This is a genomic window from Streptomyces actinomycinicus, assembly GCF_016741775.1.
In the GTDB taxonomy this organism is placed as follows: Bacteria; Actinomycetota; Actinomycetes; order Streptomycetales; family Streptomycetaceae; genus Streptomyces; species Streptomyces actinomycinicus.
Map to the genome: position 1 here is coordinate 74,281 of NZ_JAERRK010000025.1, position 23,197 is coordinate 97,477.

Consider the following 23,197-nt stretch of genomic DNA (forward strand, 5'->3'; position numbering starts at 1 on the left):
ACCTCATCCCCCTCGTGCCTATGGGCAGTGATCACGAATCCTGGGCGTCAGCCCGTTCGGCCAGCGCACGCAATTCTTCAGGTGCTGCCGTCCCAGCGAGGAGCACAAGTTCGCGGATAGCGCTTCGAGCCGCCACGTGCGTCCGCAGCAGCTCCGGTGCGAGCCCTTCGGCACGGAGTAGACAGTCCAAGGCTTCGCCAGCTTGCCGGCGCTGGACGTACGCGCGACCAAGGTCCATGAGCAGTCGAGCTTGCCGTTCGGCGGAGAGCCCCTCCGTGTTGAGGGACTCTCCGATGTCGATCGCTTCGCCCGCATCACCCAAATCCACGGCCGTGGCAACTGCTTGGATCTCGACGTTGGTAGGCCCGAACTCGAGGTTGAAGTCGTTGCGGTCGGCGCCGAGCTCCCTCGCTACGCCTCGGGCTTCGTCGAGCTCAGCCTTGGCAGCGGACCGCCGGCCAGCTCGTGCATGGACGAGGGCGAGGACGAGATGCAGGGACCCCAGGACGGAGTGCTCCTCGGGGGTCGGAGAGCGGTCGGCGATGTGATCGCGAAGCGTCTGTACTGCGGTGCGGGCTGCATACTCGGCCTGGTCGAGGTGCTTGAGGCGCACGAAGGCATGGACCAGCCGATAGATCGCAGCGCAGACCTCGAGGGGCTGCCCGGACGCCTCGGCAGCGCGGATTGCTCGGTCCGCTGCGATCCAGGCCGCGTCTGCTTCATCCTGTCGGACGAAGGCAGCCGCGAGGGCTTGGTACGTGCGGGCGAGAAGTCTGAGGACGGTGACGCGATCGTCTCCGGTGGCGACTCGTGCCGCGCGTTCGAGGGCAGGCACCAACGTTTGCAAGTTCGTGGTCAGTTCGACGAACGCCGACTGGTGAGCGAGGTCCCAGACGGTCTCAACCCGGCGAGCGAGGTCTGCCGTTGATGGGGCTGAGTCCTGTTCACTCCCACGGCCAGGGAGCAGAACGTCGAGAGCTGGATGTCCGGAGATCAGCAGGCGCGCACCATCGAGATCGTTGGTGGCCGAAGGTGAGGGGAGTTCCTCCGGGGCCGCAGCCGGCAGGGATGGCTCCAGTTGGTGGAGAGCCACGCCTAGCTGGTCAGCGAGAGCTCGAAGGGCATCGAGCCGCTTGACAGGGATCGCCCCACGCTCAACCTGGGAGACCCAGCTTGCGGATTTCCCGAGGCGCCCGGCCAAGCCCTGCTGGTCGAGTCCCGCGCGCTTGCGGAACTCCTTGACTCGTCGGCCGAACTCGCGCTGCTGATCGTCCGTCACTACCTCTCCCGTGCAGACACTGGCCTCTTGCCAGCAACTTCGTTGAGGAACGTCACTTCAGTGTCGGTCAGGAACTGTTCGCGCTCTGCCAGGAACCGCTTAACGTGCAGCTGCTCCTCGTGGCGATCGAACGCCTCGCGATCTTCGTACAGCTCGTAGAACACGCGAACGTTCGGCTCGCCCTCCGGAACATGGCTGACGTAGACCAAAGTCCCCGGTTCGCGTGAGCGGATCTCCTCCAGGGTCTCCGCCACCAGTCGGTCGAAGCCTGCGGCTGCGGACGCGTCTCGAGTGGTGAAGCGAACTACCAGGCCAAACGGCATGTGCCTCTCCTCATCGTCAGGTCAGCGCGGCGATCACCATCTCACACTTCAGCAGGATAGCGACAGTGGCGCACCGCAGTGGAATCGCTGAGAACTTGAATTCCATCGGTTGACTCGCAAGTTTTTTGCGCCTAGCTTCAGGAGGCAGATGCTCCGCAGTCCCCGGGCTGCGGAAGCCTCTATTCGGCATGTCCGAATGCCGTCTGAACAGCGAAAACGGCTCTCCGGGTGGTCTTGGCAGAGACCCGGAGAGCCGTCGTAACGGCCGTCAACTGAAGTGGAGAACGACCGTGTCAACGATTCTCGCAGGTAAGCGACCGACGGAACAGCGCGTACAGGACGCGGGTTCGGGGCTGCTGGCTGCGGCGTTCGAGCGTCACGCCGACGCGCTGCTGGCCTACATCCGCGGGCACAACGAGCTGCCAGCTCACACGGACTCGTACGGGGTGGAGGACCTGGCCGCCGAGGTGTGGCTGGAGTTCGCGACGAACCTCGACCGGGTCGACGAGCGGGTCCTGGACTTCTCGTACGTGCGGTTGACGGCGAACAAGGTTGTCCGCAGGGCGGCGAAGGCCGAGACCGTCGAGGTGCCGGTTGGCTTCGCCGGCGGTGAGCAGGGACTCGCCGTCGAGGGCGCCGAGTTCGGTGACGACGAGGGCTACGCGGTGGCTCCGCTGGAGCCGGTGGCGAAGCTCGGTGACCCCCTGATCGTGGGTAGGCCCCGCGCCGGCATGGGCGTCGGGCTGGTCCGCCACCTGTTCGATGCGGGGGTGGCGGCGTGAGTGCGGCGACTACGACTTCGACGCGGACCAAGCTGTCCGCCCCGCAGCTCACGGTCATCCAGGCGCAGGCCCTCGTCACCACCTGGTTGATCACCGGATTCGTAGCCTTCGGTGTCGCCTGGGGCCTGGGACTGCAGGCCGCCTGGTGGCACCGCGTCCTGCTGGCGCTCCCGGTCCTTGGCCTGGGCGTGGCGGATGCGTACGGCGTCGACCATGTCATGGACTTCCGTGCCCGGCTCACCCGCACGCTCGCTGACCTGGGCTGGGTGCAGATCCCGCTCGCGATCGGCGGCGGTGCGTGGTTGCTCGGGCTGGTGCCCGTGGTCGGCACCCGTCTGGTGGTCGGTGGGCTGATCGTCCTGGTTGCCGTGCTGTACCGCTACGCGCCGCATGCGGCGGCCCCGGCTGGAGGTGCCCGATGAGCAGCAGTCTCGCTGACTTCCGTACGGAGCGCCGCCAGGACCAGGAGCTGCAGGCCAGGCAGGCCCGGGAGAACAAGGCTCTCGACGTCGACCTCGAACTCCGTAAGGAGGAGTCGCAGTTCGAGCGGCAGATGCGGCTGAGGGCTCAGGAGCTGGAGGCCGAGCGGCTGAAGGCCGAGGAGGCCCGCAAGGACAAGGCGCAGAAGGACGCCGCCGAGCTTGCGAAGAAGCAGGCGGCCGAGGCAGCGAAGCTTCAGAGGGAGAAGGAGCGCCGCAAGGAGCGGGAGCGGGATCGGAGGCTGCGCCGGGAGCGGTGGCAGCAGCGGCTCGACGCCGCGCCGAAGTGGCTGGCTGAGCACCTGGACCTGTCGGCCGCGCTGGCGGTGATGGCCTGCAGCATCGTCCCTGCCCTGATCTCCCAGGCCTCGTCGCTGAGCGACACCGGCATCGTGGACGCGATGGGTTGGGCCGGCGGTCTGCTGGTCGCGCTGCTGCCGTTCATGCTGGAGTGCTCGGCCTGGGCGGCGACCGCCGGCGAGGCCAAGGCGATGAAGCAGGGCCGCTCGCCGTGGCCGTACCGGATCGCCGTGTATGCGTTCGCGGGCTTGGCCTCGTGGGTCAACTACCTGCACGGCCGCAACGTTGGCGGTGACCGTTACGGTGTCCTGCTGGGCAGCGTCCCGGCGGCGTCTTCGATCATCCCGATCCTGGTGTGGCAGCTGGTTCAGCTCGGCCGGCACATCGAGTACCGGGAGCGGCTGCGCGCGGAGCGGAACCGGCGCCGTGATGCGAGGGCGACGCGCAAGACGCGGAGGAAGGACCTGCCGAAGGTCTGGGATGCCGCGAAGAGGCTGCGGGCGATCGCGGGGTTCGAGCGGCTGTCCGAGGAGGACGCGTGGACGGTCGCGTACACGGTGTTCGAGGGTGCCGGATCGGAAGCGCTCTCGGACGAGATCCTGGCGCTGTTGTCCGCGGAGATGCTCGGTGATCTCGTGGAGGCCGAAGGACGCCGGACAGTCGTCCTGGAAGCGTTGGCTGAGGTTCGGTTCGAGCGTCGACGACTGTCGGAAACGCTCGCCCGAAGGGCTTCCACGGAGGGGTCCGAGAAGGACGCTGAGGAGTCCGTGAAGGAGTCCGCGGAGCAGTCCGCAACCCTCCCCGTGCGGGTCTTCGAAGCGTCCTCGAGCGGACTCGTCACAGTCTCCGAAAAGCCCCGGTTGCGGACGGTATCTCCGCAGATCAACCAGTCCGTCCCCGCGTCCGCACGCACGTCTGAATCCGCGCCCGCGCGCACACGCGAAACCACGCGCCCGCGCACGCGTAAGGCCCGCACGGCGAGCGCCGTACGGAACCTCTCGCCGGGTGCGCGGAAGGCCGCGTCGGTGTCCGCGAAGGCGTACAACGCGAACGAGAACGCGGACATCGAAGAGTGGATCCGCGGAGAGCTCGCGGCGGGCCGCAAGGTCGGCTTCAAGGAGGTCGCCGACGAGACCGAGAAGCGCCGCCAGGCGAACCTGCCGAAGAAGAAGGCGGCCGAGCTCGGCCGGCCGAGCAAGACCTGGGCCTACACCCGCATCTCCGAGGCGAAGAACCCGGTCCGGCGGAGCGCCTGATGCCCCGCATCAGCATGCACTTCTGGGACCCGGAGGGCTTACGGTTCGGCATCCCGACCTGGCCCGTCGGGCACCCCGACGGACCGAACCAGGAAGTCCTCGCCACCTACCGGCAGTTGAAAGCCCGGGGCTTACGCCCCGGGGGGCAGGAACCGGTCGGCCAACTCGGCTGGTGGATACGCCGCGGCCAACGGTTCGCCTACCTCTACCGGGTCGACCAGGCGAAGAAACAGCGCCCGATGACGCCGGCGAAGTGGGCGTCGGTCCACAAGGCGCTCGCGGCCCGACGGACCTGCCCGGAGTGCAAGACCGAGAAGGACTACTACATCAACCGCGACCCGGGCGTGTGCCGGGAGTGCGATCCGAACGCCCCGAAAGCCTGGGATCCCGACGATCCAGTGCTCGCGGCGTGAAGCACCAAGAAGCCAACTGAACAGGGGCGCGAGACGGGAGGTGCCGGCTGCACCTACCAGAGCGATGACCGGCTTTCCGCCTCGCGCCCCGCCCCCAGAGACGGAGGCACGACCAGCATGACCGAGATCGACACCAACCCGGTAATCGGCGCCGGCCTGGACCGCCGACTGGTGTGGGATGCCGCGGAGCTCGTGGTGTCCACCCAGTTCGGTTCTCGGTCCATGCTGCAGCGCAAGCTCCGGATCACCTGGGCTCAGACGGAACTCGTCATGGACGAGCTGGAGCGGCTCGGCGTGGTGGGCCCGGACCAGGGATCCAGGGCCCGCGAGGTGCACATCCGGCTCGTTGAGGACCTGGAGCCGGTGTTCAACGCCCTCATGTACGGCGAGACGATCACCATGGACACCGTGGTGGACGCGGCGCTGGCCGAGCCGGCCGACGAGACGCTGGTGCTGTCCCTGCCGCCCGAGCTGCCCCACCTCACGCTCACCAAGGTGCCGGCCGAACCGGCGGCGCCGGGGGCGGACCCGGACGACGACGGCGAGCCGGAGCCCGAGCACTCCCGCAGTGTCGAGGGCACCGCCATCTACACCTCCCAGGAGTGGGAACTGCGCGAGGACCCCGAGGGGGACCGGCCGTGGATCAACCCGCAGCTGCGCACCCGTGAAGGGCGCCGCGGCTACCTGCGGTTCCTGCGCCGCCAGGCGCGCCGGCGGATGCGGAAGAGCGTGGCCCGTCAGCGCACTCCCCATGGTCTGGTGCCGCGGATGTGGCGCGGCCACCAGCGGGTGCGGGCCTGGGTGGTCGGCATCGAGGGCGCCAAGGCCAAGGCGGACCTGAACTTGGCGCAGGTTTCCGTGAAGGAGGCCCACCGGGCGGCGAGGCGCGCCCAGCGAGCGATCCGAGACCGGGACAAGAAGCGTCAGGCCGCGGTCGCGCTGCAGATGGAGTCCGGCAAGCACCTGGTCGTCGCGAAGGCGGCGCGGGACGCGGCGCAGCGGGCCATGTGGACCCGTGCGGGTCTCGCGTACGGGCCGGTCGTCGTGGTCGACGGGGCCACCTTCGGGCTCACCAACGTGTGGGGCCTGCTCGCCGCGCTGATGGTGAACATGCTCGGCCTGGCATGGGTGGGCCGGGACGTGGAGCTGACCGAGGAGGAGCTGGCACGACTGGAGCAGATCGAGGACGGTATGCCGCAGGAGGTCACCATCGGCATGACGCCGCGGGTGTTCCAGGAGATGATGCGCGAGGCCTTGGTCGAGAAGCTGAAGTGCGAGATCAAGACGCTTCGGGTGGACCCGCTCGAGTACGCCTACGTCGTGCACGTGTGGCTGGACGGCATGACGCCGAAGAAGATTGCCGACGGACTGGCCGACTTGGAGGCGAATCTGCCGGGCGTGCGGACGTCGTCGATTCTGCTGCGGCAGTCGTCCCAGTCGCGGAATTACTGCGTGCTCACCATTCCGGGACCGAATGCATGGGCCGGTGTGCCGGAACTCCCCTACCGGGAGCCGAAGTCGCTGACCACGGCCGATATTCCGCAGGCGCAGGTCGCGGCCGCGATGAGCGGTGACCCGCTGGGTCTGCCACTGGAGCGGACCCACGTCAACATGGTGGGCAAGTCGCGTTCCGGGAAGTCCACTTGGCTGCGAGCCATCCTGGACGTGCTGACCGCGACGACCGACCAGATCGTCATCGGTATCGACCTGGGTTCGGCCGGCAGCGGGTTCGCAGGCCTGCGTCACGCGATGCACCTGGTGATCACTGACCCGTATCTGGCGGCGGAGGCCCTGGACTGGGGTCTGGCCGTCGGACAGGGCCGCCCGGACCTGTTCGACGAGCTGGGCATGGGCCAGACCTGGGTCACCTCTCCGGCCCGGCCGGGGGTCAAGTTCGTGGTGGACGAGTTCCCCGCGCTGGTGAACACGTCCCGCAAGTGCGCGATCTACGACGAGAACGGCAAGAAGACCGGCGACATCAACCTTGACGGCAAGCTCGCCGAGATGATCGACACGTGCGCCAAGTCTGACGTCACGGTGATCGTTGCCGGTCAGGGCATGACGAGGGCGCGGGTCGGCGCCAACACGTGGCTGAACGAGCTGCCGGTGCAGATCCTGGCCGCGTGCGACGAGGACGACATCAAGCTGGCCTTGTCCGCCGGCGCGATGGATGAGGGATGGGCCCCGCACCGGCTGATGCCGCAGATGGGGCAGGACGTCAACGACGCCGGCGTCGCCTACGTCCTGGCCGGATCGCGGCACAGTGAGCCGATCCCGTACCGGGCGTGCATCACCTCGAGCGAGGAGTACGAGCGGCGCGGCCGCGAGCGCGGCCAGCATCTGATCGCGATGGACGCGGAGTCGGAGGAGTTCTCCGAGATCACCCTGGAGGACTTGATGGCGAAGCAGGCCGCGCTCGAGGAGAGCCGCCGCCGGCGCCGCCCGTCCGGCCCGCCCGTCCTGATCACCACCATCCGGGGCATCTTCCGCGATGCGAACGACCCGGCAGGTCTGTCGCGTGAGGAACTGGCCGAGGCGCTCGGCGAGGTGGACCCAGACACCTGGGCGCTGGACAACTTCGACGGCGACGAGGACGAGCAGCTCCAGGCCCGGATCGACGCGGTCCGGGTGGCGGTCGACGCGGTCCTCGAGCCCACCGGCCACTCCTGGCCGCTGGAGAAGTACAGCAAGAACCTGCCCCGCGGCTGGCGCCTGCGCGACCTGAAGGTGATCACCGGAGAGGCCCCGTCAGAGAGCTGACCAGGCACCGGAACCGCCACGGAACCGCAGGTCAGCGAGGGGAACCCGGCCGGAACCGGCCCGGAACCCCCTCGAGATCGGCGGAACCTGGTTCCCCCCAAGATCCCGGTTCCGGCCCGGTTCCACCGACCTGACCTGTGAGTTCCTGACGGTTCCACACCGGTTCACGCCCGAAAGATCCCTTGGAGTCCGAAAATGGGAATCGACCCGAAGCGCTACCCCAACCCGGCCGCTGGCTACCACCGCATCGCCTGCGAGCGCCGCTTCATGCGGATCGAGCCCGACTCGGCGGCGAAGCTGCGCGACAAGTGGCTGAAGCACCCCGTCGCCTGCCCGATCTGCACGGTCGACACCGAGCTGGTCCTCGTGTACGAGGAGCGGGCCGACACGTTCGTCCAGGTGCTGTGCCCCAACGGCCACGAGTGGCCCGAACCCCTCATCGACACCGCATACTTCGCCGCCTACTCCCAGCAGCGCTTCTACGCCGACCCCAACCCCGCCCTGCTGTGGATCATCGACGCGGGCTTCGGGGAGGAATCGCCGCCCCCGATCGACGACCACGTCGAACAGGTCGTCCGCGCCTACCAGGAAGCAGCCAAGTACGCCCACCGCAAGGCGAAGACCCGCGTCAGGCGTGCCGTGCGGAAGCCGATGCGCAAGGCCAAGAAGAAGGCCCTCAACATCGCCTTCGCGCCGGTCGTGGCCGTGCTGCGCACCGCCTGGATCATGCAGTCGGGCGGCGTGCCGCCACAGGCCCCCAAGGGCGGGGGCAGGCGGCGCCGCCCCGAGGACGGCATGAAGATCCCGTCGGTGGCCGCCTATCGCAAGGCTCTCGGCGTCCCGGCCCCGGAGAAGGGGCCGGCGTGCCTGGTCTGCGAGGACTCCGGTCGGATCACCGCCCCTGGCGTCAGCATCCCCTGCACCGAGTGCAAGGGAGCTGCCGCGCCGCTCGCCAGGGCTGAAGAGAAGGCCCGCCGCGTCCGCGAGGGCGGCAACCGCGTTGCCGCCGGCCGCGCCCGCAAGGCAGCCGCCCCGCGCGCTCGGAGCCGGACGAACGCCAGCAAGCAGGGAGTGACCGTCCGTGCGGGCGAGACCGTCGCCGGACCGGTCTCCGTCACCGGGCCCACGGTGGTCGCAGCGCCGAAGTCCACCGCGAGGAAGGCAGGGAAAGTGCCCCGGGCCGCCAAGTCCGGCCGGGCTGCGGTCGAAGCGGCCGCCCGTGCCGCCTCCCGTCCCGGGGTGACCGTGGTGACGGGGGTGGTCAACGTCGGAAACGGTCGTGCCTCCGGCTCCGTCCAGGAAGTCCACGTCTCCGGCAGTCATCAGCAGGTCAACGTCCGCAACGACGGTCGGGCCCCGAGCGGAGGCCGGCCGCCAACTGCAGCCGAGGCGGCTGTTGTCCGCGACGCCATGAAGAGCGCTGACCAGGCCGTACGCGAGAGCGGCAGCCGCACCTCCACCACCGTCAACGTCTCCGGCAAGAACAACTCGGTGATCACGACCGCGACGGACGGTGACGCCACCCACGTCTCCGGCGGCGGCTGATCCTCCAGGCCTCTGACCAGCACCTCCAGAAAAACCCGCACCCCAAATAATGCATAGTCTTGAAATGCATATTGGAACTCTGCATTATGGAGGTGCTGCAAGACCCCCGGGGCGGCCGCCAGGTCGCCAACTCAGCAGGCCGCCCCGGGCTTCCCGTCCCGCTCCATCCGACTCCGACAAGGAGCAGCACGTGACCGAGAAGACCTTCACCGCCAGCGCCGCCCTCCCGGCCGTCGCCGACATCACCAGCCACGTCGGCCAGGTCATCGTCACCGTCAACCCGCAGCTGACGACCGCGCAGGTCAAGGTCCACACCGCCGACGCCGAGGGGCCCCTCGCCGACGCCGTGAACAACACCACCATCACCGAGCAGAACGTGGGCCGCGAGTCCCGCCTGCGCATCTCCGTGCCCAAGGTCGACGGCGGCATCTCCGGCGCCAGCACTGTCGTCCAGGTCGGCGGCAGCCGCTTCTCCTTCAACGGAGGCATCGTCAACACCGGCTCCATGACCGGCGTGACCATGAGCGGCGGGGACATCTGGGTCGGCGGACAGAAGATCGTTTCCGGTGGCCGTGTCGTCGCCGAGCAGGGTGCCGTCGTCTCTGGCAGCGGCGTCGGCACCATCACCGTGGAGGTCCAGCTCCCGTCCTACTCCAGCGTCGACCTGACCACCACCAGCGCCGACCTGAACATCGCCGGCGCCCTGAACGAACTGCGCTTCCACACGGTCTCCGGCGACGTCAACGCCCAGGGCGTGCGCGTGCTCAGCGGAAACACCACCTCCGGCGACATCGCCGCCCGGTACGTGAGCGAGAGCCTCAGCGTGTCCTCCGTCTCCGGCGATATCGAGGTCGAGTCCTACTCGGGCACCTCGTTCTCCGCGAACACCGTCTCCGGCGACATCGAGCTGGCGGCCACCCTGTCCGCGACCGGCGCGGTCAACGTTTCCAGCGTCTCCGGCGACGTCACCACGCGCGGCGCCGGCCACCTGGACCTCCGGCCGAGCACCGTCTCCGGACGCGTCCGCAACCGCTGACCCCTTCCGGGCGGCCGCCTTCGCGGCCGCCCGGGACCCCTTTCCTGACCGAACCGAGCCGGAAGGAACGACCGTGGCCAGGACGCAGCACACCTGTGGGGGACCGAAGTTCGGCCGCCTGACCGCCGGCTGTCCACGCTGCGACGAACTCCTCGCAGGCGCCGAGCCGGTCCGCTTCGGCACTCGGGACGACGACCGGCCGAAGACGACTCAGCACACGCACCAGGTCGTCTTCGGGCGCCGCGTCGCGGGCTGCCCGCGCTGCGCCGAGCTCGACGCTGGCGCCGAGCCGGTCCGCTGGGCGCCCAGCCGCCGTGAGCAGGACGAGCGGCGCGCTCAGGAGATCCGCGACCACTTCCGTAGCCCCAACTCGCCCCACGCGCGCGGCGTGTGCGGGCCCGTGTGCACCTTCGGGGACTGGTGACAGCCGGGCCCCTCTCCCTCCCGGGGTGGCCGCCAGGTCGCCAACTCAGCCGCTCGCTCCGGGAGTCTCCCGCCCGCCCGCCGAAGAGAAGGCAGACCGACATGGGATTTCGAGACCGACTCCGCGATGCGGTGATCGAACACACGAGCCGGGCCGACGGCTCGCCCGCCCTGGCTCACCGGGCGACCCAGGTGGCCTCCGCTACGGCCAACCTGGCGAGCGAGCACAGCCACCTCGCCGCCGCGGGGATCGCCTCGCTCGGAGCCGCCGCCGTCGCGGCGGAGGGAGCCCTGACCAACTACGTCTATCCCCGGGGCGAGTACGCCACGTTCCGCGGGGACTGAGTCGTCGCTCTGATCGACGGCAACCAGCAGTGCGCAGAGTCTTGTAATGCATACTCGAACTCTGCATTATGGAAGTCCGGTAAGAAACCCGGGGCGGCCGCCAGGTCGCCAACTCCAGCCGACCGCCCCGGGCCCACTCAACCCCGCTCCACCCACTCCAGCCGAAGGAGCAGCACGTGACCGAGCTGACCGCCTCGCCCCGCAAGACCGTGGCCCGCACCGAACCGCGCAACGTCATCGTCCGCCGCTTCGTCACCCGCGCGCTGCGCCGGGCCGTCGACGGCAGCGACCTGTTCTTCAGCTCGGCCCTGTTGGTCCTCGCGGTGCTGTGGTTCGCGCACACCGGCCCGACCTGGATCGCCAAGGCCACCGACTGGCAGATGATCGGCTACGGCGTCATCCTCTACGGCGCCAACCGGCTCTACGACGGCGTCGTCGAGGGCATCGCCAACACCCTCGACCCCGACCGCTTCGACGGCGACGTCCTCTTCGAGATGTCCGAGAGCCTGCGCGCGCTGCGGACCGACATCGAGACTGGGGCCGACACCGACAACGTCCTCGACAGCCTGGTCGCCAGCCGCGTGATCGAGGAACTGAGCGGCACCGTCCGCAGCATTTCCCAGCAGTACGCCGCCCTCGGCGACGAGGACGAGGTCCAGCGGCTGATGGCGGTGGTCCTGCACCTGCGCCACGCCGACGAAAACCTTGGCTACGGCACGCTCAACGCCGAGCTGGACGCCGTCGAGCGCAGCAGCGTGGGTCTGTCGTAGCTTCGCCCGGGGACGGCGGCCAGGTCGCCAAACTCAGCCCGCCGTCCCCGGCCTCCCATCCCGCTCCACCCGGAGCAGGGGGCCGGAACCATTGTCTCCTACACCCCGAGTGGAGTTCACCAGTGACCCCCCGACACAGCCGACCCGACGGTGCCGAACAGAACCTTGAGGCAGCCGTCAGAGAGGCGAAAGAAGCCCGGGACAAGGCGATCGCCGACGCCGACAAGACGTTCTGGACCCGGATCGCCGAACTGAAGGGCTCCTACCGCGGCGCCCAGACCGACATCGCCGGCTTCCTCGGCGTCACCCGCGACGCGATCCTCAAGGGCATCAAGAAGCACGCCGGCGACAAGCCCACCAGCTGACTCGCCACCCCGGGCGCGGCCGCCAGGTCGCCAAACTCAGCCGACCGCCCCCGGGCCTCTCCTCCCTCCCACCGTTCCCCCGCAGCAGAGGTTGGCCTTTCCATGCCCGCACACTCGACAGCCACGCTCGCCGCGCCCCGGACCTTTTGGTCCGAAGCGGCCCTCGCGGCCGCCGTGGATGCGGTGTTCGCCGAGGCCCTCGTCGAGGAGTTGGCCGCCGCCTTCCGCGACGAGCCCTCCGCCGAGCCCGCGATCACCGACGACGCCCACCAGGCGCCTGTGATCGTGCTGCCCGACACTGACACCCTCATCCGCCAGGCCGGCATCGCCACCGGCCCCTGCCCGCCCGACCCGCGCATCCCCACCCGATCGGGACAGCTGGCCCGCACCGCCGGCCGCTGCGCGGCCCGTGCCGCCTGGGTGCTGCTGAAGTACTCCACGCTCTTCGCCGCCGGCGTCCTCGTCTGCTCCATCCGGCTGCTGTGGGACCTCACCTTCCCCCGGGCCGGAACGACGCGGCAGCTCGAGACGGCGCCCGACCCCCGGCCCGAGGCCGTACGCGCCTTGAGGGCCGCCGACTTCCTCCAGGCAACTTCCGAAACCATCCGCGTCCGCGGCTGGATGCAGGGCGACTTCGTCACCCCCGACGGCGTCTGCGTGATCGGCGCCGAGCGAGAGCTGGTCCACTCCGGCTACGCCAGCCGCAAGACCGCCACCGACGCCAACGTCTACCTGCGCTCGGTCATCGGCCGCCGCTCCATCCCGCGCTGGAACGACAACCTCCAGCGCACCGAGGAGCAGGTCCACCGTGCCCTCCTCGCCGCCGCCGAACGCGCCCGCACCGCCGCCCAGTAGCCCCCGCCCACGAAAGGGACGCTCCCATGGTCGCCATCGCCGAAGCACGCGTCGGGTTCCGCAACCGGGGCCTGGCCCGGCACGCCCGGCAGATCGCCGACGCCGCAGCGGACCTGGTCCGCTACCAGTTCGGCTCCCTGCCGTACATCGAGCTGCTGCTCACCAGCGACACCAACCACTTCGCGGAGGTCGCCGCCCGCTCCGAGCTCGCCCTCGTCGAGGGCGTCAGCTCCCGCGCCGCGAACAAGGAACTGCGCATGGCCCGCAGTAACGCACGAGGCAAGGCCGGCATCACCGTGCTGCGCGAGGTCGGTGTCCTGGTCGTCGCCAACCTGGCCAACGTGCCCGACAAGGCCGCCGTGAACAGCCTGTTGGTGCACGAGTTCACCCACGGCCACCAGCTCGGCGACCCCGCCTCCCGCAAGCAGCACCTCGAGTTCTGCGCCCACGCCTACGGCGTCGCGCGGCTCCCTCGCCGCACCGTCCGGCAGATCGAGGTCCTCATCGACAGTCGCGAGGACCAGGCCTACGCCGCCGAACGCCTCGCCACCCAGCTGCCCGCCTGACGTTCAAAAGGGACCACGCTCATGCGACTGCGACTGCCCGGGATGAGCCGCACCGACCGCGCCCGCTGGCGTTCGGCCCGCTCCATCGCCGACCTCGCCGAACTGACCGCCTTATGGCTGGAGGGCCGCATCGCCTCCCACCCCGGCGTCATGCCGAACTGCGGCCCGGACGAGGAGACCACCCACCTGGTACAGGTTCTCGCCCTCGCCAACCGCGCCGGCTACCTGACCGACAACTCCCAGCCCGGCATCGCCGAGCCCGGATTCGACGGCCGCTGGTGGGCGCAGCGCGCCGCGGTGACCGGATGGGTCTGCCGCGACCGGGCCGGCATCGACCTCGCCAACCGGATCATCGGCCCCGCCCGGGAGGCCGGATTGGTCGTGTGCGCCGACAGCCACCGCCACGGTGTCACCGTCACCTCCGTCGACGGCCGCGACTACACCACCTTCGGTGCGCTGCTCAGCAAGCGAGACCTGCGCACCCTGTGGCCCGCCCACCTCATCCACCGCGACCTGTTCCGCCAGCTGCACAGCGCCATCCAGCTCACGGTTATCGACCCCGAATGGGGCCGCGACGATGTGCTGTGGGACGTCCTGGCCAAGGCCCTCTACACGCCTTCCGCGCCCGCCGCGCATCCGACCATCACCGAGCCCGGCCTGTACGTGCTGGTCGGGGCGGCCGGATCCGGCAAGTCCACACTTGCCGCACGGCACTTCCCCGCAGGCTCCGTCCTCGAGCTCGACGCCTTCCGCGCTCTGGCCGCCGGCACCCGCGCCGACCAGAGCGCCACCCCCGCCGCCGTCACCGCCTTCGACGCGATCCTCACCGCCCGCCTCGAGCGCGGCCTGCCGACCGTTCTCGACGCCACCCACGCCGAGGCTCGCCACCGCCGCAAGTACACCGACCTCGCCCACCAGCACGGCCTGCCGGCCATCGCCGTCCTGCCGGACACCCCGGACGCCGAGTGCCGGCGCCGCAACGCGATGCGCCCGGACGCCCGGCGAGTTCCCCCGCGCATCCTGCGCGACCAGGCCCGCCAGGCGGCCCACTTCAACGCCAAGGCCGACGGCTTCGACGCCGTGCTCCGCCCGGCCGACCTCACCCCCACCGACCCCAGCTGACAACAACCTCCCGACCCCTCCTCGCAGGAAGGAGCCTGCCGTGCAGACCACGCCTGCCCCCCAGCCCCACACCGACGCCGAAGCCCGTGTGCTCGTCGACCAGATCATCGGCAGCGACATCGAGGCGCCCTCCGCCTTCAACGGCGACTGGCACCAGCTCCTGAAGAACACCGCCGCCCGCTGGGCCGCCGACACCCCCGCCCGCTGGGCCATCGAGACCCTCGCCGGCACCAGCCCGGCCCCGGCCAGTTCCTAACCGAGCACACCCCTGGACTCCGGACGGCCCGCCCGGGCGCCCGGCCCCACCAGAACACTGGAGACCCAACCCGTGACGATCAACACGACGGCACCCAACCCGACCGATCAGAACCCGGCCAACTGGCTGGACGCCATCCGCAACCGCCGCAACGCCGCCTCCCCCGGCACCTGGACGGTCCAGGCCGCCACCCTCAACGGCCACGTCCTCACCCGCTGCGTCGGCACCAACGACCTGGCCAGCGACGACGACTGCATCGCCGAACTCGACGTACGCGAAGACGGCAGCGACGCCGCGAACGCCGACTTCATCGCCCACGCCCCCACCGACATCGACCAGCTGCTCGCGCACATCGACCAGCTCACCCACCGCCTGGCCGCCGCCGAGGCCGCCTTCCCCGGCATCACCCACCTGGTCCCCGGCCAGCCGGTCGAGCTGACGATCTACCGCACCGAGCACGACACCATCCCCTGCGGCCTGTTCACCAACCGCGCCGCAGCCCGCGCCTGCGGATCGGACCTCAGCACCCGCGACGACGACCGCATCGAGGTCACCCACGCGTGGATCCCCGAGCACGGAGGCGACGACGCCGCCGAGGACCTGTCGCTGTTCGGGCCCGGCGGCGAGGACGACGAGACCATCACCAACTACTCGATCGTCCCGCTGACCCTGCACGCCGCGTACGACCCGCAGAGCTGGGAGGACGAGTCGTGACCGGCCGCACGCAGATGTGGGAAGTCGACGTCCCCATCTGCCACCCCGACGACCAGCGCACCGGAATCCACGTCTTCACCGGCCTGGCCAGCGACAAGAACGCGGCTTTCGCCTCCGCCCGGCGCGTCGTCGACGAGGCCCTCGAGCACCTGCAGAACGGACGCGAGATCCCCGTTCCCGACCACGCCCGGATCGACTGGGCCGCCCGCGGCCTGCGCCCCGGCTGGGAGCTGCGCTGGGAGCGCGCCAAGGCCCACCAGATCACCCTTTGAATCCGCCCCGGGACGGCCGTCAAGGCCTGGAAAACCGCCGGCCGTCCCGGGCCCCCTTCACCCGCGCAAGCGAGAAAGAGAGAGCACCATCATGCACGCTCGCACCAGCGTCACGCGCACCCCGGCCAGAAGGACCGCCGCCGAGATCATGCGCCAGATCGCCGCGCGCTCGCCCCGCCTGGGCCGCACCCCGGAATCCGTCTGCACCCGCCAGCAGTGCCACGTCGCCTGGCGCGGCGAGGAAAACGACTGCTGGCACTGCGGCCTGCCCGCCACTGCCACCTACCGGCGGCGCGGATCCGCCCTGCAGAGGCTGCTCGCCCAGGTCGACGCCGGCACAGCCCGGAAGGCGGTCGCGGCATGAGCACTCTCGCCTTCCTCAACCAGCTCGTCGGCAGCCAGGTCCTGGGCGACCACCTCACCGCCTGGGTCAACCACCTCGTCGACAACGAGGAATTCGCCCGCGCTGACGCCTACCGCTGCATCACCGACTGGGCCGACGAGGGCGACCCGAGCATCATCGCCTCCACCGGCCAGACGTGGGTACGCCGCGACGACGTCGACCCCGCCGACGCACCCGTCCGCCGCCTGCACGTCGTGGAACGCGCTGACGACGGCGTCTTCCTCATCTACTACCCCCACGACATCGACACCGGCTTCGACGTCGACGACCACGGGGACCAAAGCCTCCTGCTCGAGCCGGACCGCGACCTCAATCGCTACCAGCTCGCCCACCACCTGCCGCCCTCCCACGACCTGCCGCGCGGCGCCGACTTCCCGGTGGAACTGCTGCACCTGTACCGGCTCGAGGCCTGGTTCCCGCCCGAGTTCTTCCTCCCCGGCTGCACACCGAAGGAGGCGAACACGCCGTGACCGCCGCCATCCGTACGACCCGCGCCGCGGGCTGCACCCAGTGCGCCGGCCGCGACGCCGAAATCCTCGAGGTCGTCTCCGGCAGCCGCCTCGACAACGACCGCGTCGCCGACCGACTGGCCCGCGAACTCGGCAACGGTGCCCACACCCACGCCGCCCTCAACACCGACATGCACGTCGTCCGATCCCTCACCAGGGAGAACGCGTCATGACCACGGCCACCCGACTCACCAGCCGCGACTCCTACATCACCGTCCGGACCGACCGCACCACCGAGCGGGGCGTTGACCTTCTCGCCGTCGAGAGGGCGGTCAACGGAGAACTGCCCGAGAGCATGACCGACGCCGAACTGGCCTACGCCGCCCGCGTGCTGAGCGAGCACAACGTCTCACGCGACGAGTCCGCGCGCCGCCTGAGCCTGTCGGACTACGTCCTGCGCAAGTGCCAGGACAGCGGGTGGAAGCCCGACACCATCACCAGCTGGCGCGAGAACTCGCAGAAGAAGGCGGTCGCGGCATGACCGGCCGTCTCGCTCCGTTCCCCCGCTTCACCGGCGCCGAGCCGTGCCAGGACCCCGACTACGACCCGGACCTGTGGAGCAGCAGCGACCCCGTCGACCGGGCCACCGCCCAACTGGCCTGCCTCAGCGGCTGCCCCGTCCGCGAGAAATGCCTGGCCTGGGCGATCGACCACCCCACCGAGGCCGGCGACGACATCTGGGCGGGCACCACGAAGGCCCGGCGCACCACGCTGCGCCGTGAATTCTCGACCACCGCGACGAGGAGGAAGTCGGCATGAGTCCCCGCGACACCGCCCTGCTCATGCTCAAGGGCCGCCGCGCTCCCGGCGAGATCCAGCGCGCGACCGGCATGAGCACCGGCCAGATCGCCGCCCTCGCCGAAGTCCAGGGCCTGTCCCAGACCGCGGCACGCTCCGGCGGCTTCCTCACCGGCATCGACCCGACGCTCATCCGTGGCCTGGCCGCGCTGATGTGGGCCGAGCAGAACGCCGGCCACCAACGCGTGCGACGGCAGGCCGCCCGGGTGCGGGAACTGCTCGGTGAACTCGCCGGCTACCAGAGCCGCATGATCGCCGAAAACGGCATCCGTAGCGAGCTCACCGAGATCAACCGGAAGCTGAACACGGCGCAGTCCAAGCTCAGCCGTCTCGGCGCCAGCACCGCCTTGCTCATCCGGGACTGGGCCGAGAAGCAGGGCATGACGGTCAGCCCGAGCGGTGTGCTGTCCGCCGACGTCATCGACGCCTTCGAGTACAACCACCAGCACACCAACCAGCTCGACCAGCGCCGCGCCATCACCGCGGCCCGCCTCCAGCGCGAGATCGCAAGCCTCAAGCGCAGCCGGACCGCCGCCCGCCGCCGACTGGACAGCCTGACCAACCCGCCCGCCGCCGAGGTACGGGCCTGGGCCCAGCAGCAGGGCCTGGCCGTATCCGTCGCCGGCCAGATGCCCGCCTACCTGATCGAGGCCTACAAGGACCACCAGGCCAAAGCCATGTCCGAGCAGGCCGGATAAGCGATGGCCGTCTTAACACTGGCCTACCGCCGCACCGAGCGGGTCACCGGTACGGGACGCGTCACGCTCTCCCGCACCGGCGGCGGCGCCGACTTCGGCGCGTACGCCCTCCTCTACACCACCCGGCCCGTCGACGGGGAAGTGGAGGCCATCATCGCCGCCACCCGCCCCGAGGACACCGACCCGGCCTGGAATCTCGCCGAGCCGCACCGCTACGGGCCGAGGACCAGCGAAACCCGCCCGCTGATGGCATGGGCGGCCGCCCTGAACGAAGCCAAAGCCAACGACCGCGGCAACGCCTACGCCGACCGGCTGGCCAAAGCACTGCTCACCACCGCGTGGAGCACGCGCATGGTCCCCCCGCCCGGCACGGTCGACCTGCCGCTGGCCGCATGGGAGATCGAGACCCAGCACGTGGTCCCGCTCTGGCACGCCGGACACACCGCCGTCCGCATCGGCCGCCTGATCACCGTCACGGCCAAAGAGACCTAGCCCCCTGACCACCGGCCCCCGCCCGGATGCCCTAAATCCCGGGCCGGGGCCGGCCAAAGCCAGTCCCTACTACTGCAGGAGAGAACCGCTTTGAGTACCACCCGCATCGAGTGGGCCACCCACGTCTGGAACCCGATCTCCGGATGCGACCGCGTGTCCGACGGCTGCACGAACTGCTACGCCGCCGTGTTCGCCCGCCGGCACCGCGCCATGGCCACCCGCGGCTACCAACGCGATGGCCGCCCGGAGACCTCCGGACCCGGCTTCGGTGTCTCCCTTCACGACTGGGCCCTCACCGATCCGCTGCGCTGGCGCACCCGGCGCGAACGCATCTTCGTCAACTCCATGAGCGACGCCTGGCACCCGGAGGTGCCGGACGAATACCTGGCCGCCCGGTGGACCGTCATGTACTGGACCGGCGCCGACGTCCGCGGCCGCTACGCCCACCACCCCGTCCAGACCTACCTCCTCCTCACCAAGCGGCCCCCCAGGATGCGGGCCTGGCTGAAGAAGTGGGCCGACCGCGACACCCGCATCGAGCTGATCAAGGCCGCTGCCGCCCGCGGCTGGTGCGACCAGGAAGACATCGACAACGCCCCCTTCATGCCCGACCGCCTGGCCTCCGTATGGCTCGGCGTGTCCGTGGAGGACCAGGACACCGCGAACACGCGGATACCGCAGCTGATGCAGACCCCCGCCGCCGTACGGTTCGTCTCCGCCGAACCCCTCCTCGGCCCCGTCGACCTCACCCGCTGGTTGCGCCCCGTCCCCGACTGCGGGCACGCCGGCGCCGACGACGGCTGCTGCACCCACCCCGGAAACCCGACCCCCGAATGCCACCGAGGGGTGCGCTGCCCCCTCACCGCGGGCGGCCGGTGGCAGGGCCTGGACTGGGTCATCGCCGGAGGCGAAAGCGGCCCCGGCGCCCGCCCCATGCACCCCCGCTGGGTCAGCGACCTGCGCGTCGCCTGCGAGATCGCCCAGGTCCCCTACTTCTTCAAGCAATGGGGGGAGTGGGCACCGTACGACCCCGCCGCCACCGGACGCGCAGGCGTCGTCCACGTCGAACCCCAGGGCGGCATCCACGGCTCGGCTGCCGGCGACACGCCGCCCGCCGGATCGGCACGCATGGCCCGGTACGGCAAGAAGCGCGCAGGCCACCTCCTCGACGGCGAGCACTACCAGCAGCTCCCCGGCCACTACGACGACCACGACACCCCCAGCGCCCTCGCGATCCACTGAACCGCCCACCCGGACGAGGAAGTTACGGATGACCACCAGCCCACCAGCCGCCGAGCACGGCCAGCGCCTGCTCGAGCAACTGGAGAGGTTCACCACCCGCGACGACAGCCAGGCCGCCGTCGGCCGGCGCCTGCTCGCCGACCACCCGGACCTACCGTTGTGCGGATTCGCGATCTCCCACAGCATCGAGCCCGAGCCGGGCAAACCTGAGCACTCCCTGATCCTGCGGGTCGGCGAGCACAACACCGACGCGATCGCCGCATGGGCGAAGGCCCTCGGCGCTGAGCTGGTCGTCGACGGCGCCCGCCACCGCCTGACCACGGTCCTGGACGGCATCGGGATCTGGGCTTCGGCCACGATCCCCGAAGACGAATACGACATGGACGGGGCCGTCTTCACCCCCACCGGCGACGACGTCAGCGGCACCTACCGGGGCCTGCTCGTCACCGAAATCGGGGAAGACGGCGACCTGCTCATCATCGGCCACCCGCCCGTCCGGGACGTCCTGGCCGCCACGAGCTCCTACTACCGGCACATTTGCGGCCAGCGCCTGCGCCCGTTCGACGGCCGCGACCTCGCCGACAGCGTCGCCCGCCGCTGGGGCCGCTTCATCGCCTACCCCACCCGCCGCGAATGGCAGATCCGCGACGCGTCGGACGACACTCCCGGCGCCCTCCCCATCACCTGGATGTGCGCCCAGGACGGCGACACCCAGGACATCGGCGACGTCGAACACTGCCCGACGTGCGGGCGCCCCAGCCGCGGCCTGGCCTACGACCCCGTGAACGGGCAGCGCGTCCACCTCTGCCCCTCACCCACTTGCCGGCACCAGTGGCCGGTCGCCGAGTCCTCGTCCCCGACCAGCATGAAAGAGCACGCCTGATGCGGTACGTCGCCACGATTCAGCCTGTCCACCCCGACAACACGGTGTGCAAGCACCCAGTGACGGACACCGGCGCGCCGAAGGACCACACGTCAACCTGCAGCGGCCGGTCCGGCTACATCGCCCGCTGCAGCGGCTGCAGCTGGCGCCGCACGAGCAAGACCGAAGCCCAGCTGGAGGACCTCGGCGACTCGCACCTGCGCAGCCACCTCCGCACCGCCGCCCTCGCCACCAGCTGACACTCTGCGGCGGCCCTCACCGGCCCGGCCGCCGCATCCGGAGGACTTTCAGATGACCGGAATCACCGGCCGCACCTACCTCGAACGCGGCAGCCCCGTCACCGTGCTCACCGCCTACAACGCCCGCCGCACGCCGGACATCACCGCCCCCTGGCTGCACTTTTCCTGGCCCGGGCGTCGCCCGGCCGCAGGCCCCCGCAACGTCGCCATCCGCCGCGCCGACGGATCCACCACCGTCCGCCCCTTCCGTGGCCTGACCCGACCCGATCGCCACGACAGCGCCCCCAAGGAGGAACACCGATGACCGATCCCAGCACCGACACCGACGCCCCGCCCGCCGTTCCGGCCTGGCTCGCTGCCGCCGAAGCCGCCTACCAGGAACAGCACATCGACACCCTGGCCCAGGGACTGCTGCGGGCACGGCGCCACGCCGATCTGATTAACGCCCGCCTCGCCGAGCTCGGCATCGAGCCGATCGAAGCCGCCGGCGTCGACGACCGCGGCAACCTCAAGCCCGCCCGGCTCACCGAGCCCGCGTTCGAGCCGCACGCCTACTACGAAGTGCGCGCGGCCTGGAGCGAGGACGACAAGGAAGTCGAGCTGCACACCGCCGACTGGGAAGAGGACAGCCCGACCTTCGGTCGCGTGTGCCTGCTGAACTCGATCGCCGACGTCGCCGCCGCACGCCGCGAGTGGCCCAAGTTGCCCGCCCCCAGGCGCGACTACGGCCTCGAGGCTGTCCGCGCGATGGACAGCCTCAACCCCGACCACCTCAACAAGGCCGAGGCCGAAGCGATCGCGACTGCCATCAACGGCACCACCGCGGCGCTGCTCCACCTCGCCGACGTCATCGCCCGCACCAATTCCACCGTCTGAACGGAGAAGCTGATGAAGCTCAGCATTGCCCACGGCGACCTTGCCGCCGCCGTCGCCGACACCGCCCGGGCCCTACCCGCCAGGCCGCCCGCCCCGGTCCTTGCCGCCCTGAAGCTCGCCGCAGCCGACGGCACGCTCACCGTGTCCGGCTTCGACTACGAGGTCTCCGGCGAGGCCACCGCGAAGGCCGACGTCACCGAGCCCGGCACCGTCCTGGTCTCCGGCCGCCTTCTCGCCGACATCACCCGCGTCCTCAAGCCCAAGCAGCCGATCCGCCTGACCCTCGACGGCGCCCGCGTGAACATCACCTCCGGCGCCACCCGCTACACCCTGCACACCCTGCCCCTTGGGGAGTACCCGGCCCTGCCCGCGACGGAAGAGCCGACCGGCAGTGTCTTGGGCGCCGACCTCGCCGAAGCCGTCGCCCAGGTCGCGACCGCCGCCGGCCGCGACGACACACTGCCCGTCCTGACCGGCATCCAGCTCGAGCTCACCGGCGGCAAGCTCACCCTCGCCGCCACCGACCGTTACCGCTTCGCCGTGCGCACCGTCGACTGGGCCGCCATCGACACATCCGTGGAAGAGGCCACAGCGCTGCTGCCCGCGAAGTCCCTGACCGACACCGTCAAGATGCTCGCCGGCGCCGACCGCATCCACATCACCCTCCCCGGCCAGGCCGGCGTGCTGGGCCTGGCCGATCCGGCCCGCTCCACCACCGCCCGGACCATCGACGGCCAGCTGCCCCAGTACGGCAAGCTGTGGCCCACCCTCGACAGCATCAACGCGACCGTCATCGTCGACAGCGCCGAGCTGGCCGCCGCCATCAAACGAGTGGCCCTGGTCGCCGAGGGCAACAAGCCTCTCCAGCTCACCCTCCAGGACGGCGCCCTGTCCCTGCACGCTGGCACCTCCGACGACGCCCAGGCCGTCGACACCCTCGACGCCGAATACGACAGCGGCGCCCACGACTTCACCATCGCCTTCAACCCCACCTTCCTGCTGGACGGCATCACCGCCCTCGCCGCGCCCAAGACCGTGCTGTGGATGACCGAGCGGACCAAGCCCGCCGTCCTCACCGGCGCCGACGCCGCCGCCAAGCTCGGCGAGCTCGAGTTCGGAGGCGACGCCCTGCAGTACCTGCTGATGCCCATCCGGCTCAGCGCCTGACCCCGCCCCGGGGCGGCCGCCAGGTCGCC

32 protein-coding genes are annotated in these 23,197 nt (G+C 70.3%); 30 read left to right on the forward strand and 2 right to left on the reverse strand.

Annotation, left to right across the window (positions count from 1 at the left end; translation table 11 throughout):
• Window positions 1-31: 31 nt before the first annotated feature.
• Together JK359_RS33335 and JK359_RS33340 are read right to left on the reverse strand one after the other, a co-directional pair.
• Window positions 32-1,279: a helix-turn-helix domain-containing protein gene (locus JK359_RS33335; protein WP_201843342.1), complete on the reverse strand. Its 1,248-nt coding sequence runs from the start codon at window positions 1,277-1,279 to the stop codon at window positions 32-34.
• The gene (locus tag JK359_RS33340) at window positions 1,279-1,602 is read right to left on the reverse strand and encodes a putative quinol monooxygenase (RefSeq protein WP_201843343.1); all 324 of its coding nucleotides are present in this window, start codon (window positions 1,600-1,602) and stop codon (window positions 1,279-1,281) included. Before JK359_RS33340 ends, JK359_RS33335 begins: the two co-directional genes overlap by 1 nt.
• Before the next feature lie 290 nt (window positions 1,603-1,892).
• On the opposite strand from JK359_RS33340, the gene JK359_RS33345 reads away from it, so the two are divergent.
• The 30 genes from JK359_RS33345 (at window position 1,893) to dnaN (ending at window position 23,168) form a co-directional block, all read left to right on the forward strand.
• Window positions 1,893-2,384, forward strand: a complete 492-nt coding sequence (locus JK359_RS33345; protein ID WP_201843344.1) for a hypothetical protein — start codon at window positions 1,893-1,895, stop codon at window positions 2,382-2,384.
• Complete coding sequence (locus tag JK359_RS33350) at window positions 2,381-2,806, forward strand: hypothetical protein (RefSeq protein ID WP_201843345.1); 426 nt, start codon at window positions 2,381-2,383, stop codon at window positions 2,804-2,806. Before JK359_RS33345 ends, JK359_RS33350 begins: the two co-directional genes overlap by 4 nt.
• Complete coding sequence (locus tag JK359_RS33355; protein ID WP_201843346.1) at window positions 2,803-4,419, forward strand: coiled-coil domain-containing protein; 1,617 nt, start codon at window positions 2,803-2,805, stop codon at window positions 4,417-4,419. The genes JK359_RS33350 and JK359_RS33355 overlap by 4 nt, the downstream gene beginning before the upstream one ends.
• Window positions 4,419-4,832 carry an RRQRL motif-containing zinc-binding protein gene (locus JK359_RS33360; RefSeq protein WP_201843347.1) on the forward strand — a complete coding sequence of 138 codons (414 nt, stop codon included), beginning with the start codon at window positions 4,419-4,421 and terminating at the stop codon, window positions 4,830-4,832. Before JK359_RS33355 ends, JK359_RS33360 begins: the two co-directional genes overlap by 1 nt.
• A gap of 117 nt (window positions 4,833-4,949) precedes the next feature.
• Window positions 4,950-7,592, forward strand: a complete 2,643-nt coding sequence (locus JK359_RS39495) for a DNA translocase FtsK (RefSeq protein ID WP_236678843.1) — start codon at window positions 4,950-4,952, stop codon at window positions 7,590-7,592.
• A 195-nt stretch (window positions 7,593-7,787) separates the two neighbouring features.
• Window positions 7,788-9,137, forward strand: coding sequence for a hypothetical protein (locus JK359_RS33370; protein ID WP_201843348.1), 1,350 nt, complete (start codon window positions 7,788-7,790; stop codon window positions 9,135-9,137).
• A gap of 190 nt (window positions 9,138-9,327) precedes the next feature.
• The gene (locus JK359_RS40260; RefSeq protein ID WP_201843349.1) at window positions 9,328-10,173 is read left to right on the forward strand and encodes a DUF4097 family beta strand repeat-containing protein; all 846 of its coding nucleotides are present in this window, start codon (window positions 9,328-9,330) and stop codon (window positions 10,171-10,173) included.
• Between the two features lie 73 nt (window positions 10,174-10,246).
• Window positions 10,247-10,597, forward strand: a complete 351-nt coding sequence (locus JK359_RS33380; RefSeq protein ID WP_201843350.1) for a hypothetical protein — start codon at window positions 10,247-10,249, stop codon at window positions 10,595-10,597.
• A gap of 101 nt (window positions 10,598-10,698) precedes the next feature.
• Window positions 10,699-10,941 (forward strand): hypothetical protein, encoded by a 243-nt coding sequence (locus JK359_RS33385; protein ID WP_201843351.1) that lies wholly within the window; start codon window positions 10,699-10,701, stop codon window positions 10,939-10,941.
• A gap of 176 nt (window positions 10,942-11,117) precedes the next feature.
• Window positions 11,118-11,711 carry a hypothetical protein gene (locus JK359_RS33390; RefSeq protein ID WP_201843352.1) on the forward strand — a complete coding sequence of 198 codons (594 nt, stop codon included), beginning with the start codon at window positions 11,118-11,120 and terminating at the stop codon, window positions 11,709-11,711.
• Window positions 11,712-11,833: 122 nt separating this feature from the next.
• Complete coding sequence (locus tag JK359_RS33395; protein ID WP_201843353.1) at window positions 11,834-12,076, forward strand: hypothetical protein; 243 nt, start codon at window positions 11,834-11,836, stop codon at window positions 12,074-12,076.
• A gap of 102 nt (window positions 12,077-12,178) precedes the next feature.
• A complete protein-coding gene (locus tag JK359_RS33400; protein WP_201843354.1) occupies window positions 12,179-12,931 on the forward strand; it encodes a DUF6197 family protein in 753 nt (250 codons plus the stop codon).
• A 26-nt stretch (window positions 12,932-12,957) separates the two neighbouring features.
• Window positions 12,958-13,497, forward strand: coding sequence for a hypothetical protein (locus tag JK359_RS33405; protein ID WP_201843355.1), 540 nt, complete (start codon window positions 12,958-12,960; stop codon window positions 13,495-13,497).
• Window positions 13,498-13,518: 21 nt separating this feature from the next.
• Entirely contained in the window at window positions 13,519-14,619 is a 1,101-nt protein-coding gene (locus JK359_RS33410) for a DUF6919 domain-containing protein (protein ID WP_201843356.1), read from the forward strand.
• A gap of 40 nt (window positions 14,620-14,659) precedes the next feature.
• Complete coding sequence (locus JK359_RS33415; RefSeq protein ID WP_201843357.1) at window positions 14,660-14,875, forward strand: hypothetical protein; 216 nt, start codon at window positions 14,660-14,662, stop codon at window positions 14,873-14,875.
• 72 nt (window positions 14,876-14,947) lie between these two features.
• Entirely contained in the window at window positions 14,948-15,589 is a 642-nt protein-coding gene (locus tag JK359_RS33420) for a hypothetical protein (RefSeq protein ID WP_201843358.1), read from the forward strand.
• A complete protein-coding gene (locus tag JK359_RS33425) occupies window positions 15,586-15,861 on the forward strand; it encodes a hypothetical protein (RefSeq protein WP_307788386.1) in 276 nt (91 codons plus the stop codon). The genes JK359_RS33420 and JK359_RS33425 overlap by 4 nt, the downstream gene beginning before the upstream one ends.
• Before the next feature lie 91 nt (window positions 15,862-15,952).
• Window positions 15,953-16,225, forward strand: coding sequence for a hypothetical protein (locus JK359_RS33430; protein ID WP_201843359.1), 273 nt, complete (start codon window positions 15,953-15,955; stop codon window positions 16,223-16,225).
• The gene (locus JK359_RS33435; RefSeq protein ID WP_201843360.1) at window positions 16,222-16,734 is read left to right on the forward strand and encodes a hypothetical protein; all 513 of its coding nucleotides are present in this window, start codon (window positions 16,222-16,224) and stop codon (window positions 16,732-16,734) included. Before JK359_RS33430 ends, JK359_RS33435 begins: the two co-directional genes overlap by 4 nt.
• Window positions 16,731-16,946, forward strand: a complete 216-nt coding sequence (locus JK359_RS33440; RefSeq protein ID WP_201843361.1) for a hypothetical protein — start codon at window positions 16,731-16,733, stop codon at window positions 16,944-16,946. The genes JK359_RS33435 and JK359_RS33440 overlap by 4 nt, the downstream gene beginning before the upstream one ends.
• Window positions 16,943-17,254 (forward strand): hypothetical protein, encoded by a 312-nt coding sequence (locus JK359_RS33445; RefSeq protein ID WP_201843362.1) that lies wholly within the window; start codon window positions 16,943-16,945, stop codon window positions 17,252-17,254. The genes JK359_RS33440 and JK359_RS33445 overlap by 4 nt, the downstream gene beginning before the upstream one ends.
• A complete protein-coding gene (locus JK359_RS33450; protein ID WP_201843363.1) occupies window positions 17,251-17,532 on the forward strand; it encodes a WhiB family transcriptional regulator in 282 nt (93 codons plus the stop codon). Before JK359_RS33445 ends, JK359_RS33450 begins: the two co-directional genes overlap by 4 nt.
• Complete coding sequence (locus tag JK359_RS33455; protein ID WP_201843364.1) at window positions 17,529-18,269, forward strand: Lsr2 family DNA-binding protein; 741 nt, start codon at window positions 17,529-17,531, stop codon at window positions 18,267-18,269. The genes JK359_RS33450 and JK359_RS33455 overlap by 4 nt, the downstream gene beginning before the upstream one ends.
• 3 nt (window positions 18,270-18,272) lie before the next feature.
• Window positions 18,273-18,761, forward strand: coding sequence for a hypothetical protein (locus tag JK359_RS33460; protein ID WP_201843365.1), 489 nt, complete (start codon window positions 18,273-18,275; stop codon window positions 18,759-18,761).
• Between the two features lie 90 nt (window positions 18,762-18,851).
• On the forward strand, window positions 18,852-20,003 hold the full coding sequence (locus JK359_RS33465; protein ID WP_201843366.1) for a phage Gp37/Gp68 family protein: 1,152 nt from the start codon (window positions 18,852-18,854) through the stop codon (window positions 20,001-20,003).
• A gap of 28 nt (window positions 20,004-20,031) precedes the next feature.
• Entirely contained in the window at window positions 20,032-20,886 is an 855-nt protein-coding gene (locus JK359_RS33470; protein WP_201843367.1) for a hypothetical protein, read from the forward strand.
• Complete coding sequence (locus tag JK359_RS33475; RefSeq protein WP_201843368.1) at window positions 20,886-21,125, forward strand: hypothetical protein; 240 nt, start codon at window positions 20,886-20,888, stop codon at window positions 21,123-21,125. Before JK359_RS33470 ends, JK359_RS33475 begins: the two co-directional genes overlap by 1 nt.
• 52 nt (window positions 21,126-21,177) lie before the next feature.
• A complete protein-coding gene (locus JK359_RS33480) occupies window positions 21,178-21,429 on the forward strand; it encodes a hypothetical protein (RefSeq protein WP_201843369.1) in 252 nt (83 codons plus the stop codon).
• Window positions 21,426-22,001, forward strand: coding sequence for a hypothetical protein (locus JK359_RS33485; protein ID WP_201843370.1), 576 nt, complete (start codon window positions 21,426-21,428; stop codon window positions 21,999-22,001). The genes JK359_RS33480 and JK359_RS33485 overlap by 4 nt, the downstream gene beginning before the upstream one ends.
• A gap of 12 nt (window positions 22,002-22,013) precedes the next feature.
• The gene (gene dnaN, locus JK359_RS33490; RefSeq protein WP_201843371.1) at window positions 22,014-23,168 is read left to right on the forward strand and encodes a DNA polymerase III subunit beta; all 1,155 of its coding nucleotides are present in this window, start codon (window positions 22,014-22,016) and stop codon (window positions 23,166-23,168) included.
• Window positions 23,169-23,197 lie beyond the last annotated feature (29 nt).